The organism is Fructilactobacillus lindneri DSM 20690 = JCM 11027, from assembly GCF_002907375.1.
In the GTDB taxonomy this organism is placed as follows: Bacteria; Bacillota; Bacilli; order Lactobacillales; family Lactobacillaceae; genus Fructilactobacillus; species Fructilactobacillus lindneri.
In genome coordinates, this window is the sequence record NZ_MIYK01000017.1 from 76580 (window position 1) to 94044 (window position 17465).

The 17465-nt window shown below is 32.9% G+C and carries 17 protein-coding genes and 1 rRNA gene; 8 read left to right on the plus strand and 10 right to left on the minus strand.

What is annotated here, in order from left to right:
• Positions 1 to 50: 50 nt before the first annotated feature.
• Both glpK and BHU33_RS05865 read right to left on the minus strand, forming a co-directional pair.
• Entirely contained in the window at positions 51 to 1565 is a 1515-nt protein-coding gene (glpK, locus tag BHU33_RS05860; RefSeq protein ID WP_056997566.1) for a glycerol kinase GlpK, read from the minus strand.
• Between the two features lie 112 nt (positions 1566 to 1677).
• The gene (locus tag BHU33_RS05865; protein WP_054646628.1) at positions 1678 to 1929 is read right to left on the minus strand and encodes a hypothetical protein; all 252 of its coding nucleotides are present in this window, start codon (positions 1927 to 1929) and stop codon (positions 1678 to 1680) included.
• A gap of 135 nt (positions 1930 to 2064) precedes the next feature.
• Between BHU33_RS05865 and BHU33_RS05870 the strand changes: the two genes are divergently transcribed.
• Both BHU33_RS05870 and tyrS read left to right on the plus strand, forming a co-directional pair.
• Entirely contained in the window at positions 2065 to 2868 is an 804-nt protein-coding gene (locus BHU33_RS05870) for a tyrosine-protein phosphatase (RefSeq protein WP_225354783.1), read from the plus strand.
• Positions 2869 to 3110: 242 nt separating this feature from the next.
• The gene (gene tyrS, locus BHU33_RS05875) at positions 3111 to 4364 is read left to right on the plus strand and encodes a tyrosine--tRNA ligase (RefSeq protein ID WP_054646626.1); all 1254 of its coding nucleotides are present in this window, start codon (positions 3111 to 3113) and stop codon (positions 4362 to 4364) included.
• Between the two features lie 100 nt (positions 4365 to 4464).
• Here the strand turns inward: tyrS and apf are convergent, their stop codons facing one another.
• The 5 genes from apf to BHU33_RS05900 form a co-directional block, all read right to left on the minus strand.
• On the minus strand, positions 4465 to 5127 hold the full coding sequence (gene apf, locus BHU33_RS05880; protein WP_054646625.1) for an aggregation-promoting factor: 663 nt from the start codon (positions 5125 to 5127) through the stop codon (positions 4465 to 4467).
• 374 nt (positions 5128 to 5501) lie between these two features.
• On the minus strand, positions 5502 to 6902 hold the full coding sequence (gene nhaC, locus BHU33_RS05885) for a Na+/H+ antiporter NhaC (protein WP_054646624.1): 1401 nt from the start codon (positions 6900 to 6902) through the stop codon (positions 5502 to 5504).
• Positions 6903 to 6925: 23 nt separating this feature from the next.
• Positions 6926 to 7243, minus strand: coding sequence for a thioredoxin (gene trxA / locus BHU33_RS05890; RefSeq protein WP_054646662.1), 318 nt, complete (start codon positions 7241 to 7243; stop codon positions 6926 to 6928).
• The gene (locus BHU33_RS05895; RefSeq protein WP_056997567.1) at positions 7224 to 7988 is read right to left on the minus strand and encodes a TerC family protein; all 765 of its coding nucleotides are present in this window, start codon (positions 7986 to 7988) and stop codon (positions 7224 to 7226) included. The genes trxA and BHU33_RS05895 overlap by 20 nt, the downstream gene beginning before the upstream one ends.
• Before the next feature lie 15 nt (positions 7989 to 8003).
• On the minus strand, positions 8004 to 8645 hold the full coding sequence (locus BHU33_RS05900; RefSeq protein ID WP_054646623.1) for a glycoside hydrolase family 73 protein: 642 nt from the start codon (positions 8643 to 8645) through the stop codon (positions 8004 to 8006).
• Positions 8646 to 8807: 162 nt separating this feature from the next.
• Here BHU33_RS05900 and BHU33_RS05905 point away from each other — a divergent pair, with 162 nt between their 5' ends.
• Complete coding sequence (locus BHU33_RS05905; protein WP_054646622.1) at positions 8808 to 9731, plus strand: magnesium transporter CorA family protein; 924 nt, start codon at positions 8808 to 8810, stop codon at positions 9729 to 9731.
• Between the two features lie 36 nt (positions 9732 to 9767).
• Positions 9768 to 11519, plus strand: coding sequence for an MMPL family transporter (locus BHU33_RS05910; protein WP_054646621.1), 1752 nt, complete (start codon positions 9768 to 9770; stop codon positions 11517 to 11519).
• An 871-nt stretch (positions 11520 to 12390) separates the two neighbouring features.
• Here BHU33_RS05910 and BHU33_RS05915 read toward each other — a convergent pair.
• Together BHU33_RS05915 and BHU33_RS05920 are read right to left on the minus strand one after the other, a co-directional pair.
• On the minus strand, positions 12391 to 12825 hold the full coding sequence (locus BHU33_RS05915) for a MerR family transcriptional regulator (RefSeq protein ID WP_056997568.1): 435 nt from the start codon (positions 12823 to 12825) through the stop codon (positions 12391 to 12393).
• A 20-nt stretch (positions 12826 to 12845) separates the two neighbouring features.
• On the minus strand, positions 12846 to 13505 hold the full coding sequence (locus BHU33_RS05920) for a histidine phosphatase family protein (protein WP_056997569.1): 660 nt from the start codon (positions 13503 to 13505) through the stop codon (positions 12846 to 12848).
• 155 nt (positions 13506 to 13660) lie between these two features.
• On the opposite strand from BHU33_RS05920, the gene BHU33_RS05925 reads away from it, so the two are divergent.
• From BHU33_RS05925 to BHU33_RS07770, 4 genes are all read left to right on the plus strand, one after another.
• Positions 13661 to 15790 (plus strand): LTA synthase family protein, encoded by a 2130-nt coding sequence (locus tag BHU33_RS05925; RefSeq protein WP_056997571.1) that lies wholly within the window; start codon positions 13661 to 13663, stop codon positions 15788 to 15790.
• An 81-nt stretch (positions 15791 to 15871) separates the two neighbouring features.
• Complete coding sequence (locus tag BHU33_RS05930; protein WP_054646620.1) at positions 15872 to 16144, plus strand: CsbD family protein; 273 nt, start codon at positions 15872 to 15874, stop codon at positions 16142 to 16144.
• A 395-nt stretch (positions 16145 to 16539) separates the two neighbouring features.
• Entirely contained in the window at positions 16540 to 16908 is a 369-nt protein-coding gene (locus tag BHU33_RS05935; protein WP_054646619.1) for a hypothetical protein, read from the plus strand.
• Positions 16909 to 17032: 124 nt separating this feature from the next.
• Entirely contained in the window at positions 17033 to 17179 is a 147-nt protein-coding gene (locus BHU33_RS07770; RefSeq protein ID WP_225354806.1) for a transposase, read from the plus strand.
• Positions 17180 to 17340: 161 nt separating this feature from the next.
• Here BHU33_RS07770 and rrf read toward each other — a convergent pair.
• Positions 17341 to 17457: ribosomal RNA gene (gene rrf / locus BHU33_RS05945) — 5S ribosomal RNA — on the minus strand.
• Positions 17458 to 17465: the final 8 nt, after the last annotated feature.

A 17465-nucleotide genomic window follows, 5' to 3' on the forward strand; every position in this document is an offset into this window, starting at 1 on the left:
ACCCTTCTATTAAATTAATGAAAGCGATTTCATTAATTTTATTTTTTTCTTTAATCTTGTTGCGGTTTAAAGTATCTTGCCGCTTGAATCGCATTCTTCCATCCACGATAAAGTTTCTTGCGTTCTGCCTCATCCATTTTCGGTTGGAAAATTTTCCCTGCTTCATAAATCGACTTCACTTCGTCAAGATCTTTCCAAAATCCAGTTGCCAGGCCTGTTAAAATTGCTGCTCCAAAGGCAGTTGTTTCTTCATCGCTAGTCCGTTGTACTGGACGACCAAGAATATCAGCTTGAAATTGCATCAGATAACTGTTTCGGCTGGCACCCCCATCAGCACTCAACAATGGTATCTGCATCTCTGTATCAGCTTCCATAGTATCAATAATGTCTTTGGTACTATAAGCAATAGACTGCAAAGTTGCTTTGACAATATCATCATCCGTGGTTCCGCGAGTGATACCAAAAATTGCTCCACGCGTACTTGCATCCCAATAAGGTGCTCCTAATCCCGTAAAAGCCGGAACCACATAAATATCATTATTATCATGAGACCTTTTGGCAGCTAATCGGGATTCTGGAACACTCTTAATCAGCCCTAATTGATCACGCAGCCAGATGAGAGCACTTCCAGCAATGAAAATTGAACCTTCTAAAGCATAAACTACTTTGCCACCAATTCCATAAGCAATCGTAGTCAGTAATCTTTCACGAGAAATTTCAGGAGTAGTTCCAGTATTCATCATGATAAATGATCCATCACCATAAGTATCTTCCACCATTCCAGGTTCAAATCCCATAGACCCAATCAAAGCGGCCTGCTGATCACCGGCAATTCCAGCAATCGGAACACTGACACCATAAAATTGATAATTCTCGGTGGTACCATAAATCTCATCTGAGGCATGCACTGTTGGTAACATCTGCTTTGGAATGTTTAAAATATCTAAAAGTTCCTGATCCCATTTTAATTCATGAATGTTATACATCATGGTTCGACTAGCATTTGTATAATCAGTAATATGATATTTCCCGTCTGATAATTTCCATACAAGCCAAGTGTCAATCGTTCCAAAAAGCAGTTCGCCTTTTTCGGCTCGTTCCTGTGCTCCTGCAACATGGTCAAGAATCCAACGAACTTTGGTAGCTGAGAAATAAGCATTTAAGACTAAGCCGGTTTTTTTCCGAATCAGTTCGCTATATCCAGCTTCGCGTAATTTTTGCGAAATTTCAGTAGTCTGTTTTGATAACCAGCCAATCGCATTATAAATCGGCTTCCCGGTCTGTTTATCCCACACCACGGTCGTTTCTCTTTGATTAGTAATCCCGATTGAATTAATACTTTCTGGGTGAATACGAGCATCAATCATTGCACTTGCAATTGCTGATAAAACTGAACTCCAAATTGTATCAGGATTTTGCTCCACCCAACCATTTTTGTTACTTATTTGGGGAAGCGGCTTGGTACTTTCAATTACTTTTCGGCCACTATGATCGTAGATAACTGCGCGAGTGCTGGTTGATCCTTGATCAATTGCTAATACGTACTTTGCTTCATTTACCCCCATTCGTCAATCCTCATTTCGCAAAAACATTTCAATCAATCATAACACGCTCTGTTAATTTCTTTACAAATAAAAAAGAAGTAACCACCGTCACTTCTCCAGTTAATCATTTAAATTAACGTTTAATTTGTACTCGGATATCACAATCAATTTCTTGAGGTTCAACTTCTTCTTGATAATCAAAATTAGCTTCCTTAAAATAATGTTTCATTTCATCATTGATTTCATTGATATCACGAATATCGTTATCCTGACGTTTAACTTGTAAAGTGTATTCTTTTGAATCTTCATCAACATTTTCAAATTCAAAAATTACATCTACAGTATTAAAAATTTCTTGAATTAATTGGCGTTCAGTCATTTCCATAATTAATTATCTCCTTAAATATTATCTATTCTTAAGAGTAAGCTAAATCAGCTAATTTGTAAACTAATTTCCATAGTCCTTCTAATATATTGCCTGACAATGCTATAATTAAGTTATGATTACAAAAAAGAGGACGTGAAAAAATTGGAAAACAAACGCGTGATTTCACTTGATTCAACTGATAATTTTCGAGAATTAGGTGGATATAAAACAGCTGATGGACACACCATCAAATGGCATAAGTTACTTCGTTCCGGTAGTTTGGGAAATCTAAATCAAAAAGATTTAAATTTCCTAGAAAACTATGGTGTTCGTTACGATGTTGATTTACGTTCAGACCCAGAAGTTGCCGATGCTCCTGATCAAATTCAAGTTGGCGCTATTGATTATATTTTTGATCCAATTTTTAATGAAGATCGAACTGATAACTCACAAGATCCAGATGATTTTCGTAAAATTTTAGAAACTAACAAAACTTATGGATACGATCATATGATTGATGTTTATCGTCAAATGGTAACACATGAATATTGCCGTAATGCTTTTCATAATCTATTTATGATTTTGTTAGAAAATAAAAAAGACGGTCAGTCTGTTTTATTTCACTGTACTGCTGGAAAAGATCGAACTGGAATGTCGGCTTTGTTGATTCTATCAGCTCTAGGAGTGGATCTTGAAACCATTAAAGAAGACTACATTTTAACCAACAAAGTCGTAAAACATATTATTGATGCTAAAGTAGAAGATGTTAAACATCAAGACTTCTCACCACATGCTATTGAAAGTTTGAAAACGCTTTATAGTGTTAACATGGACTTTTTAAATGCTGCCATTGCGGAAATCAATCATCGTTACAATAATATGGACAACTTCTTACACGAAGGAATTGGTTTAACTGACCAAAACATAACTGATTTAAAAGCAATTTATTTAGAATAAGTAAATTGCCAATTTTTATTTTGTATGCTACGATAACTTTATTAACTAGTTTTAAACTTGGGATGTCAGAGAAATGGCGGTTGCTGCAAGCCATGCAGGGTTTAAAATGAATTACCTAAAAACAAAATTAATTAAAAGTGTAGACTTAAGTGTCTAAACGTGGGTGGTACCGCGCATAATGCGTCCCTATAGCGATTTGCTATAGGGACTTTTTTAATTAATTAATCTTATTGGAGGATATTATGAACATTATTGATGATTTAAAGTGGCGAGGTGCCATTAACCAACAAACTGATGCTGAAGGACTAGCAGACGTAATTAACGACCACAAAATTGCTCTATATTGTGGAATTGATCCAACTGGCGATAGTATGCACATTGGCCATTTAATTCCTTTCATGATTATGGAACGTTTTGCTAGAGCTGGTAACCACCCTTATATTCTAATTGGTGGTGCAACTGGTTCGATTGGCGATCCAAGTGGACGAAAAACAGAACGTCAGCTACAAACAATGGATCAGGTAAACCATAACGTTCAATCGCTTACCAAACAAATGAAACAATTATTTGGCTCTAACTCAAATATTAACATTGTAAATAACTATGACTGGACTAAGGATTTATCATTACTGGACTTTTTGCGAGACTACGGAAAGTTGTTTAACGTTAATACCATGTTAAACAAAGAAGTAGTTGCTAGTCGACTAGATCAAGGAATCTCATTTACCGAATTTACCTACCAAATTCTGCAATCAATTGATTTCCTTTATCTCCACGATCACTACGATGCTCAATTGCAAATTGGTGGCGCAGATCAATGGGGAAATATTACAGCTGGGATTGATTTAATTCATAAAATTGACGGTCCTGACACTAAAGTTTTCGGTCTTACGATTCCTTTAATGGTTAAAGCAGATGGAACGAAGTTTGGAAAAACTGCTGGCGGTGCGATTTGGCTTAATTCAGAAAAAACTTCTCCTTATGAATTTTACCAATTTTGGTACAATCAAGACGACCGTGATGTAATTAAATACTTGAAATACTTTACTTTTTTAGATAAAAATCAAATTAATGAATTAGCTGAAAAAGTAAAAACAGAACCTTGGAAACGTGAAGCACAAAAAGTTTTAGCAGAACAAGTAACTGAATTCGTACATGGTAAAGCAGCAGTTGAAAATGCCGAACGAATTTCCAAGATTCTCTTCCAAGGCGATGTACAAAAATTAACCACGGAAGAAGTTGCTCAAGCATTTAATAATGTTCCTACTTCAGAGATTAGTAATCAACCAGTTAACATTATTGACCTAATCATTGAAATGGGTATCGATAAGTCAAAACGACAAGCACGAGAAGATGTGCAAAATGGTGCCATTACTGTTAATGGTAATAAGATTGAAGATGTAAAAGCTGAAATTAACCCAGCTGATTATTTTGATGGTCACTATGTAATTGTTAGACGTGGCAAGAAAAAACATTTTCTCGCTAAAATAAAATAATAACGAAAAACAAGAGCTTAATTTTTATTAAGCTATTGTTTTTTACAAATAAAAAAAGCATTCCAATTGGAATGCTTTTTGCTTATGAGTTAATTAATTTTTACCAATAATTGTGAGAGTTACGGTAAGCTACGGCATTAGCAACTGATCCATAACGACTTACAGCATATTGACGAGCAACACGTTCTTGGTTAGCTGGTGAGTAATCGCCACCAAGGTATGATGATGATAATTGGTATTTACCAATGTATTGACCATTACGAGCATTGTAGTTGTTACCTGATTCAACAGCAGCGATTGAGTCTAATGAACCATCATTGTTAGTTGAAGCAGCTGAATTGTTAGTAGTTTGTGCTGCTGGTGCAGCAGCTTTTGCAGGTGCAGGAGCAACTTGTTGTTTTTGAACTGGAGCTGCGGTTTGTGCAGGAGCTGCTTTAGCAGCAGGTGCAGCTTGTGTAGTTGCTTGTTGTACTGGAGCAGCAGCTTGAACTGGAGCTGGAGTACTTTGGTTAGATACTTGTACTTCACCATCGTTACCGATTGTAAATACTTCACCAACATAAATTTTGTTAATATCTTGAATTTTGTTTGCTTGAGCAATGTTTTGAGCTGAAACGTTGTATTGACTTGCAAGTTTGTTTACAGTGTCACCTGATTTAACAGTGATTTTAGTTGAGGCGTTAGCGCTTTGTGAACCGGCAAATAATACACCAGCAGATACTGCAGCAACAGCTGCAACAGTTTTAATACCTTTTAACTTCATAAATAAATTCTCTCCTTCAAATATAACGAATAATAGTTTCTATCTCTTGTTTTGTTGGTTGCTTTGTATCAATCAACATATGTAATACTAATGGGAGAATATTACAGAAATATTACGATGAGATTAAGAGAAGCAGGCACATGCGTAACATTGCAATAATATAGAAATATTTTGTTACAAAAATCGGCTTTTTCTCTACTAAATGTCGAAATTATGGGAAGCACATATTTAATTTTGTAACATTTCAATGTTAAATTATTTGACAAAACAAGAAAATTTATTAATATTTTTTTGTTTTTAGCTTTGATAGAGCTATTTTCACTAAAAAAATAGCCGTCAATGATGCGATAAAATCCATCAGTAACGACTATAAATTATTTTTCGTTCGTTTTATTAAGACGTTTTAACCCAATTCCAGTAAACCCACTCAAAATTGAAAATACTGGACAAAGCAAACTAAAGAAAACAAAGGGTAAATAATGAAGCGTAGGAACATTCAATGTATTGGCAACGAATACTCCAGCTACTCCCCAAGGAACTAAATAATTAATGACTGCTCCCCCATCTTCTAAAGCTCGTCCTAAAGCTTCAGGTGCTAGCCCAGCCTTTTTAAAGTCCTTTTTAAAAGCTGTTCCAGGAAGAATAATAGAGAGATATTCTTCACCAATGAAGATGTTAACCCCGATAGCTGCTAATACGGTACTCAAGACCAGCATCCCATCAGATTTGATGTGGCTAGAAAAACGATCCATCACAGTATCAATCACTCCAAGGTTAATCAATAGCCCACCGAGCGCCAAAGCCATAATAATCAGCGTCATGGTACTAGTCATGGAAATAATTCCCCCACGGTTTAAAAATTGATTTACTTCTGGACTAGCTGTTTTGATTGTAAAACCATTTTGCATTACGTCAGCTATTTTAACAAACGAATATGGATTATGAGGTGTAACCAATGTCATCACGATTGTAACTAAGATATTAATAAACAACGTTGGAATAGTTGGAATTTTCGTCCACGCACATATTAATAAAAGAAGAACAGGAAATAACATCCAAAATGAAACTGTAAAATGACTAGTCAAAATGCCAGTAGTAGCAGTTATTTTAGCCAAATTAGCAGAATTATGACCTCCCCCAATCAAAGCAAATAAGATTAATGAAATGATAAAAGCAGGAGCTGTCGACCATAACATGTTTTTAATATGACCATATAAATCATCCCCTGCAATGGCAGAGGCAAGATTAGTCGTCGCTGATAATGGAGACATCTTATCACTAAAAACAGCCCCAGAAACCACAGCTCCAGCAATCATGGCTGGGTTAATTCCCATCGTGATTCCAATCCCCATCGCTGCAATTCCAACAGTTGAAATAATGGTAAAAGCACTTCCGATAAAGAATCCAACAAAAGCACACATCAAAAATACCGAGGGTAAAAACCAGCGGACACTCAAAATATGAAATCCATAGACCATTAAAGTTGGAATGACACCCGACATAATCCAAACTCCAATTAAACAACCAATTAAAAGGAAAATAAAAAGCGGAATAATTCCGTTTTTGACTCCAATCACAAAGCTGTCATTGATATCATCCCAAGTAAAGCCACGCACTCGTCCCCATAGAATTAACAATAAAATAATCGTCAAAATGGGAACTACGGGCGTAAGATGTAATCCAATAATTCCAATTCCCATAATCACTAACATAATTAGCAAAATTAAACACGCCTCCCAAAGACGCGGTTTAATCTTTTTTGGTTGCTCTTGCATTATTTATTCTCCTAAAATTAGATTTATTCAGCGAGTTTTCGTTTCAAATAATGAGCTAGTTTTTCAACTGAATAGACTCCAGTAACCTTTTCAACACCTTTACCATTCTTAAACAGTACATAGCTTGGCAAACCCATTACTGAATACTTTTTAGCAATGTTTTGATGATGATCAACGTTGATTTTGGCAAATTTAACCTTACCTGCAAACTGCTTTTCCAATTTTTGCAAGATGGGTTCCATCATTTTACAAGGGCCGCACCATGGTGCCCAAAAATCAACTAGCGTTATTGGGGCTTGAATTTCATCATCAAAATTAGTTTCATTTAGTTCGACTGACATCTGAATCCCTTTTCTTTCGTATAAAATGAATTACTATCGTCACAATAATTGCCAAAATAACAAAGACTCCAAACCAAGCAGCTGGAATTTCAATATCAATGATTGGAATTGACAATAATAACTTAACTCCAATCATAAATACCAAGATATATGCCATTGTTTTTAATTCTGGAATCTTTTTCATGATTGACATAATAACTTCTGCAATCCCCCGCATAACTATAATCCCTACCATTCCACCGATTAAAACTACTACTGGATTGGAAGAAACAGCTAACGAAGCTAAAACAGAATCAATTGAAAATAAAATATCCATAAATTCAATTTGAATCACGACCCACCAAAAAAATCCCGAGCTATTACGATTACCTTTGATGGTATGAGAAGTAGTCTTTTTTTTGCGTCCTAACTGAGGCACAAAATATTTTACAGCTAAGTAGATCAGATAAATGGCTCCAACTACCTTAATTTCCCAAAAGTGAATTAAATATACTCCGGCTCCAATCACTAGAAAACGAAATATATAAGCACCCCAAAGTCCATAAAATAACGATTCTTCCTGTTTCTTCTTAGTTGGAAGGACTTGCGTCTGGGTTGCTAAAACAATCGCGTTATCTACTGACATCACACATTCTAATATCACTAACGAAAAAATGATTAACCAATCGTTGCCAGAAGTTAATACCGTGCTCCAATTATGCAAATCAAAAAACGGACCATATAATTTTTCAATTATTGCAAACAAATAAAATTCTCCTTTTTAATTATTAATTGCCTGTTTATCATATTTTTGTAAATCATGTGTTTTGATAACCTTAATCAGTTTATCCGCATAGTCGGGATCAGTTGCATAAGTATTTTTTTGCAATAACTCGGCTTCTTCTCGGTAACTGGTAATGTTGTCTTTCTTTAAAAACTTATCGAATAATGCCTGATTATGATCTTCTATTGCTGCTTGCAAGTCTGGATACTTTCTGAATTGACAAACTTGAGTTACATGCTTATGGTTAATGTATTCACCAGTTTCATAAGAAATCGAGGCTCCTTGATACGTTCCTTTAATTCCAAATGGATTTTTAGCTTTTTGATATAATTTGGATTTACCCCAGTTTGATTCCAAAATAGCCTGAGCAATTACAATACTAGGTAAAACTTGATGATTTTTCTTGTATTGTTCAATTGATGGCGTAGCAACTTGTTTGATAAACTTATTATGTTGCTTGATTGTAGGGTTATTTTCTTCATTGAATTTCTTTTCGTTCTTAATTAGTGTTTGTTCATTCATATATTTTCGTACTTTATAGGTTCCAAATAAAAGCAAAATGAATCCAGCTACAATTAAAAACGCAATTATCGGATACCAAATACTTTTTCCGTCGTTTCGCTTATTTTTATTTTTCATATGAGATACACTCCTTTGTATTTTCCATTATAACCTACTCGCTCAAATTTTAATTCAAGTAATTTTAACACTAATAACTATTTAATAAATTTTAATAATTTAACTAACATTTTACGTATTTAAGAATATAATTAAATTTATTGTCAAAAGGGGGCAATCAAATTGATTAAAACAAAAAAAATTAACCAAAATATTAACTGGGTGCAAGTATCTGATTGTCTGCCAGTTGAAAAGAAAATTTTAAAAGAAGATTACCATTTAACTACTGAGATGCTTTATTATGCACTTGATCATCACGAACGTCCACGGATGGAATACTATGATGATGAACAGTTACTATTGATAATTTTTGATGTAGCAGAGCCGACTAGGTTTAATGGTGATATTTCATCTGAACCAATCGGTATCATGATGCGAGGCACAACTTTATTCACATTTACAGCTGATCAAACTAATTTTGTTAATGCGTTGATTCAATCAATAGTTGACAAACTACCAAAAATACAACGGGATAATCTCACTCCTTTAGATGTCGTTTTCAAGACGCTGTATCAACTTGCTATTCAGTTTTTTGATTATATTAATAATATCAACAGTATTAGAACTAAAATCCAAAGAAATCCTGAAGGTAGTACTAACAAAAAATCAATTAATCAATTACTTAATTTGCAAACTAATTTGGTTTACTTTTTAACCTCGCTGTCTGCTAATAACGATATGCTTACTATGTTGAAACGAAAGCTTGGTAAAAGCTTTTCTGATGAAGATAATGACATTTTAGAAGATATCATTGTTGAAATCCAACAGGGACTCTCAATGGCAGAGATGGCAGATCAAGCAGCTCAACAAGTAGCAAGTGCATACTCTAATTTGTTGGACAATAATCTAAATACCACTATGAAATTTTTGACGGTATTTTCCATCGTCTTAACCGTCCCCAATATTGTGTTTGGATTTTATGGCGAAAATGTTAATCTTCCCTACATGAATCATCCATTTGCCTGGCAGATTACACTAGTAATTTCTGTCATTCTCATTGCCATCATCTTATTAATTCTCCGTTTGAGCGATTTTTTCAACCGTTAAAATTAAAAATTTAAATCCTAAAGGAATTACTATTTAATGAAGAAACCCTTCCGCTTTCTGTACGAAAAAAGTGTCATTCCATTCTTCATCTGGACATTAACTACCATTTGTGCGCTATTATTTTTGCCAAATCTTACTCATTTAGTTGAAACTCAAAATATCCCATTTAATTTACCTGCTAAACAAGTAAAAATTAACTGGGGAAATCATTTAGACCACGCAAGGCCATTAACCGTGGTTTATTCAAACCATAATCATCGATTATCGCAACACAATAATAAGCAGATTGATAGCATTGAAAGAAAGATTCAAGAACACAAACAAGAACTTGGAATTTTAAAGTTGGTTTCTACTAAAACTTCACCTTATTCGCATCATGTCTTTTCTTCTTCCGATAAAAAAGTACTCTTACTAGAACTTTGGGTACCAAAAAATAAGTTACAGCATCCTAATTTTATTAACAAAATACAACACCAATGTAATATTAATGGATTAGAAACTCATATAACCAGTCCTGAACTGATTAATCATTCCATCGCTGAAAATACTATTCAAAAATCAAAAGTAGCCGTTTTGACTACTTTTTGTTTTGCCTTAATTTTCTTTTTAATCGTATTTAAATCAATTTTGTTACCTATTTTAAGTATAATTCCGTTAGGAATTTCCTATATAGTCTCATTAAGCATCATCGCTAACCTTAGTCAGCGACAAATCATTCCCTTTTCAGCAAATATTCCTTTATTAGTGGCATTAACCGTCCTGTTGTTAGGAACTGTAACTACTTTTTTAATCTATCATCGTTTAACCGTCTCACTTACAAATAATCTAGGAAGAAAAAAGCGAAGAAAATATGCCCTTGCTGCCTTAATAATACCTTTAATTCTCATAGTTTCAGTGATCAGTTTAGCTTTTCTATCTTTTCATTGGTTTGATTTCTTGCCAATTAAAGCATTAAGCAACTTAATCATTCCAATATTGATAACTACAATTGCTACCATTAGTCTTAATTCTATATTTATCAAAATATTTCAAACCAAGCTATTTTGGCCGGGAAAGCCGCAGAATAAAATTTTCACTGGGCCTATTTGGCAAAGATTAGTCAAATTTTCACTATGGCAACCACTAGCTGGGATAATATTATTAAGTTTAATTTCATTCCCTTTGCTAACTAAATCTCATTTCAAGTTTAATTTTTCTAACTATCAAATAGCAGAAAAGAAATTAATCCAAGGACAAAGAATCATCCAATCTCATTTTAATTTTGGCAAATCCACTCCAGTTACAATTTACTTAAAAAATAATCACAAACTTACTAATGAACATGATTTGGCGGTTATTGATCATTTAACTACTAAATTGCAAACCATGAAAAACGTTGCATCAGTTCAGTCGGTAACTCAACCCGGTGGTACCAAAGTTAAAAAATATTATCTGCAGTCTCAACTTGCTAAATTCAGCCACTCACTAAACCGCTCTAATCAAGAACTTAAGTTAGTGCGACAATCATTACACAAAATAAACCAAGCTGAACTGAATAAAAATACAATTAATTCGCAACAAAATGAACTCACCCAATTAAGTCAATCAATTAATGCCACGTTACAACTCAGTCAGCAAGAATCACTAACTACCGATGATGCAAATCAGATTAATTTTTTAGCAGTTAATTTAGGACGTTTAAATCAATTAAATCAAAATGGGGCAACCGTTAGCGACCAATTCACTCAATATACCCAAACTCTAAAAGCATTAAATGATAATTTACAAACTATCAGTGAAAAACTTTGACTTGAACGTCATCAAAATAAAAAAGACTTAACTGATTTAAACAAACTAAGTCATGCTAAAAGCATCCAGAACCTTATTTTTATTAACCATGATAATTTAGAAGATACTGATTTTGTCCAAAATTGTTACAACTTTAATAGTCAGGATCAAAAAGCAACTAAATTAATCATAAATTTTGATGATTTTTCCGAGAGTAAACGTATTCCAAAAGAAATAAATAAATTACAGCAATTAGTGTCCAATGAATTACAAGGAACATCTTTAAAGCGGTCTGTAGTTAGTTATGCTGGAGTACCAGTCCAAAGCAGTAGGTTACAATTAGATTTTAAGTCCATCATACCTGCCTTAAGCTTATTCTTACTAGTTTTGCTAAGCGGAATAATGCTAATTTCACAATCAATTCTTCAACCAGTGTATTGGATTAGCTGTTTGTTATTATCAAGTTTTATTGGAACAAATTTCACTACTTTAATCACCAAACAATCATTTGAATGGAGTAGCACGTTGATTTTAATATCCATACTTGGTCTATACGGTGGGATAGAACTTTTATTGTTAGCTTTTTCTTTTCGCTCCTGGAATAACGATTCATTAACTTGGTTAAAAACTAGTCTTCAAAGTTTTAGCAAGCTAAATTCCCTAATTCTGTTAGCCTTTATCATAATTATCAGCTCATGCAGTTTATGTGATTTACCATCGTTACCTTTAGTAGCCGTTACAGTCGTTGTCACTTTATTATTCTTTAATTTGTTACTGCCTATTATCTTGGCAACTACCATCAAGTTAACTAACGTTATCAACCATAAACAAAAATCAACTGATAAAAAAGAATTAATCTAAAAAAACATCTCTTTGCTGAGATGTTTTTTTATTAAATTTCAGCAACTTGGTAAACTACCTGTCCAGCATCGTCTAAGTATCCATATAATCGCTTTTTATGCTCTTTATCAAAGTATCCCATATCAATCATATTTTTCCCATTTCGATTAACTAAACCATGATGCATTTTCAAAACAAAAGCATGCGTTGCTTCAACATCATTTAAATGTTGCTGTGCTTTCTCAACTGAAGTACTTAAAGAAAAATTATCGTCTAAATAAAACTTAATCAATTTAACCATCATAAAGTTTTTATGATTAAAAACTCGGGAAGCCATTTTTTCATTTCGTTCGCTGTGAATATATCCCTTTTGTTCCCAATAACGCAGTTGTCTTGGAGATACGCCAGTCATCTTGCTAACTTCTCCAATACGAAAGATGTAATTTTTTTCGTTGCATGATTTGATAAAACGACGATTATCTTTCAACTGACATACCTCCTTATTGGTTATTTATTATATTCAATAACTTTAATTTGCTTATCATCCACACTCATTTTAGTAATGCTACCATTTGCTGGACGTTTGCTTAGGTCGAATTCACCAGGAGCTGAAAAACGTTCGACTAAACTCAACAATGTATTCCCATGACTAACTAACAAAACATTATCGCCGTCTTCAATATTGGGATTATTTGTAATTAAATCAAGACCTTGATCCAATCGTTTCCAATATTCTTCGGCATTTTCTGCCATATGAAAAGGATCTGCTGCCTTCATAAAATCTTTAGCTTTATTCATATCATATTTTTTAATGATGTCTTTGAAAGTTGGAACACCATGAGGAGCTCCAGCTTCATACAAGGCTTCATCCATATTTAAGCCTTCAAAATAACCATAAAATTGTTCGCGGAAAAAAGGCGAAACAATCGGAGTTCTAGAATTAAAAGTTTTATTTTGATCAAAAATAATGGAAATAGTTTTTTGAGCTCGACTCGTATCACTACAATACGAAGCTTTAAAATCAATATCTGCTAACCGTTTACCGGTTTTTCGTGCCCCATCTAGTCCTGCTTGAGTTAAGGGTGAATTACTCCAACCCTGTAACTTATTAAAAATATTAAAATAAGTCTGTCCATGACGAACTACATATAATGTAAATTTTGCCATTCATCTCATCCCGCTTTCTAGTATATAAATTATAACACGTCCCATCATTACAATTCATTCTTATACTTTACTTAGTTTTTTTAATCGTTAAAATCTGCTATGATGTAGATTATGTATTACGTATTTTAATGAGGGGAAACAGGCCTTTGAATTTTATAAAAAAAACGTTAGCCAAAGTCAATACTAGGATTGGTTTTTTCATTTTACTAATCATTTTATTTTGGTTAAAAACCATTTATGCATATTTTACTGATTTTTCATTAGGAGTAGAGGGATTATTACAATTCCTACTCTTAATCGCAAATCCAATTGCAACAACTGTTTTAATGCTAGGACTAGCCTTTTACCTAAAACCAGCTAAATTATTTTATCCAGCAATTATCTTATTGGATATTTTAGATACTGTTTTATTATATCTAAATGTAATATATTTTCGTGAATTTACTGATTTTATGACTGTTTCAACCATGACCGGTTATTCAAAAGTTGATCAGGGGCTCAGTGGAAGTTCAATTGCTTTAACATCGCCCCATGATGTTTTTTATTGTCTTGATATCGTCGTAATAATTTTATTATTACTGTTTAGAGTTATTAAAATCGATAAACATCAATTAGGTGCTAAGGTAGCATTTGCTATTTTTTCAATTGGTTCTTTGTTACTAACTTTAAATGTTGCTATTGCCGACATGGATCGTCCTCAACTAATAACACGAACCTTTGATCGAAGCTACATTGTTAAATATCTTGGACTAGATTTTTTTACAGTTTATGATGGAATTCAAACGCATCAATCAAATGAAATGCGTTCTAATGCAACTAAATCTGAAGTTTATAAAGTTAAAGATTTCACTGATAAACACTATGCCCCAGCTAATCCACAAATGTATGGATCGTTAAAGGGTAAAAATGTCATCATTTTACATTTAGAAAGTTTCCAACAATTCTTAATCAATAAAAAGATAAATGGTAAGGAAGTTACACCATTTATCAATAAAATATACAACAGTAAGCATACTTACTCATTTGATAACTTTTTCCATCAAGTAGGACAAGGAAAAACGTCGGATGCTGAAAATATGCTTGAAACTAGTACCTATGGATTGCCACAAGGTTCATTGTTTGCACAATTAGGTAGCGATAATACCTTCCAAGGTGCTCCAGCTATTATGGATCAAAAGGGTTACAGTACAGCTGTTTTTCATGGAAATGTAGCTAGTTTTTGGAATCGAAATAACACTTATAAAAACCTTGGCTATCAATATTTCTTTGATGCGAGTTATTATGATACATCCGGTGACAAAGCAACCGGATATGGACTAAAAGATAAATTATTATTTGATGATTCAACTAAATATCTGCAACACCTACAACAACCGTTTTATGCTAAGTATATTACCGTTACTAATCATTTCCCTTACGATCTAGATTCAGAAGATAGTAAGGACAATAAGATTAAAGTTCCAGATACGGATGATGATGCCGTTAACAATTACTTCACCACTGCTCATTACTTAGATCAGTCAGTAAAAGAGTTCTATGATTATCTTAACAAAACTGGATTGGCTAAAAACACCGTTGTAATGTTATATGGCGATCATTATGGAATTTCTAATTCGGAAAATTCTAGTTTAGCTCCCCTAATTGGTAAAAATAGTGACGACTGGAACGGATATGATAATGCACAATTGCAAAGGGTTCCTTTGATGTTCAATTCCCCTGCAATTAATAATGGTTATGTTGACCATACTTATGGTGGAGAAATTGATGTTCTTCCAACATTAATGCACTTATTAGGTATGAATTCCAAAAAATATATTCAGTTTGGAACTGACTTATTCTCTTCAAAACATGATCAAGTTGTGGCATTTCGTAATCGTGATTGGGTTTCTCCTAAATATACATCTATTAGTGGAACCATTTACGATACTAAAACTGGCAAAATAATTCATCCGAATGCTAAATTAAGTAAAAAAATCGAAAAGATGCAACGCAAAGTTAATACAGAAATAAGTCTTTCTGATATTTTAAACCAGCAAAACTTACTACGTTTTTATCATCCTAAAGGATTTAAGACCGTCAATCCTTCTGATTATAATTATTCTAATGGCTTAAGTCGTGAAGAAAAAATTGAAAAACAATTAGGCGATAAATCAACCAGTTTATTTGATGAAAATGGACATAAAAACACTGAAAAATTATATAAAACCGATGCTCCAGAAGCTACTAAACCTAAAAGTAAAACTAATCGAATTCAGATTACCAATCCAGATTCTAATAAAGAATAATATTAAGGCTTCTTGATTTATATGATTGTCTTGCTATGCTAAAATAATAATAATTAATTAGATAAATAGGAGGAGATATTTATGAAGAATTTATTATTAGGTCTTAGTCTTGGCGCTAACGTTGTTTTAGGATACTTAGTATTACGCGACTACGTTGAAGTTGATTTTGAAGATCTTGATCAAGAAGCTTCTAACTTAGGTGATCAAGTTGAAGGTAAAGCCAAACAAGTAAAAGGTGCTTTAACTGGAAATACTTCTGACAAATTAAAAGGCGACTTTCAAAGCGGTAAAGGTGAATTAAAAGAAAAAGCCGACAACGTTAAAGACGAAATCAAAAACAAATTAGATGATTAACTAAAAAACGATTATTAGAGATCTACATCTCTGATAATCGTTTTTTTATAAAAGTTTGAAAATTAAACTGATTTTACAATTAAAGACACAAAAATAATCTATATTTTTTGGTACTAATAACATTAAATTAGTTAATGTTATTAGTACCTTTTTTAGTTACAATTAATTAAATATAAAAAGAGTGTATTAGTTCGCACTCTAATATACTCATACCCCAAAGGAGTTGATTGTTATGAACGATATAAAAATGTTGATGTTAGGAATCAAAGACCAAAACATCAATTATGATAATATCATGAAAAAGGTGGAATAAAGTCAAAATAAATGGAACTACTAAAGTATTATTTAATCTTAAATTAACTTATCCTATGAATTGTAAAAACTATGGCTATTTTATGAATAAAAATGGGTTTAAAAATGTTCATCATAAAGTAACCATTACAGAAATGTGGCTAACTACGTTAAATATAAAAAAGCAAAAATATATTTGTAAAAAATGTAAGAAAACTGCAATTGCAGTTTTAAAAGATATTAATAAATCAGACCATATCTTAAGATGTATCAAAGTAAAAGCAGCGTTGAAATATAAAGATAACGTCAGTATAAAATATATTGCTAAAAACTTTGGAATATCTTCTAATACTGTCATGAGACAAGCCAAAAGATTGGTTAACTATCATAAAATTGACTATCATTTTTTACCTAAAAATATTGATTTTGATAAATTTAAATCAGGGAAAATGAAACCTAGTTCATTTTACTAAAACTCATAATTAAAATGAACTAGATTATATTTTAAATCCACAAAAATCTAATAAACAATATCCTAATTTACCAAAAAGAATGAAAAATGCCATAAAAATTTTTTAAAAAAATCAGTGTGAAATCATTAATAGTTTTAAATACCATTTTAGTAATAGTCCTTTAGATAGTATAAACAATAAAATAAAAGTTATTAACCGTACAGCGTACGGTTATCATAATTCTCAAAATTTTAAATTAAGAATTTTATTTTTTTCTAATACTTATTTTTAAATGTCATATAATCAAAAAGCGATTGAATTCTGAATTAATTCAATCGCTTAATGTAAGTGTAAGACCCGTTTATTCAACTATTTTACTCATCAGTATCATTTGAACAAAGACACAAAAAAAGACGTCCACCATTAAGGTGAGCGTCTCTTTCTTTTTGGGTTGCGTGGCAACGTCCTATCCTCGCAGGGGGCGATCCCCCAACTACTTTTGGCGTGCTGAAGCTTAACTTCTGTGTTCGGCATGGGAACAGGTGTATCCTTCAGGCTATCGCCACCACACTATGCTT

Coding starts and splice junctions, on each gene's coding strand:
- glpK (WP_056997566.1), bottom strand. CDS start 1,565: ATGGGGGTAAATGAAGCAAAGTACGTATTAGCAATTGATCAAGGATCA.
- BHU33_RS05865 (WP_054646628.1), bottom strand. CDS start 1,929: ATGGAAATGACTGAACGCCAATTAATTCAAGAAATTTTTAATACTGTA.
- tyrS (WP_054646626.1), top strand. CDS start 3,111: ATGAACATTATTGATGATTTAAAGTGGCGAGGTGCCATTAACCAACAA.
- apf (WP_054646625.1), bottom strand. CDS start 5,127: ATGAAGTTAAAAGGTATTAAAACTGTTGCAGCTGTTGCTGCAGTATCT.
- nhaC (WP_054646624.1), bottom strand. CDS start 6,902: ATGCAAGAGCAACCAAAAAAGATTAAACCGCGTCTTTGGGAGGCGTGT.
- trxA (WP_054646662.1), bottom strand. CDS start 7,243: ATGTCAGTCGAACTAAATGAAACTAATTTTGATGATGAAATTCAAGCC.
- BHU33_RS05900 (WP_054646623.1), bottom strand. CDS start 8,645: ATGAAAAATAAAAATAAGCGAAACGACGGAAAAAGTATTTGGTATCCG.
- BHU33_RS05910 (WP_054646621.1), top strand. CDS start 9,768: ATGAAGAAACCCTTCCGCTTTCTGTACGAAAAAAGTGTCATTCCATTC.
- BHU33_RS05920 (WP_056997569.1), bottom strand. CDS start 13,505: ATGGCAAAATTTACATTATATGTAGTTCGTCATGGACAGACTTATTTT.
- BHU33_RS05930 (WP_054646620.1), top strand. CDS start 15,872: ATGAAGAATTTATTATTAGGTCTTAGTCTTGGCGCTAACGTTGTTTTA.
- BHU33_RS05935 (WP_054646619.1), top strand. CDS start 16,540: ATGAATAAAAATGGGTTTAAAAATGTTCATCATAAAGTAACCATTACA.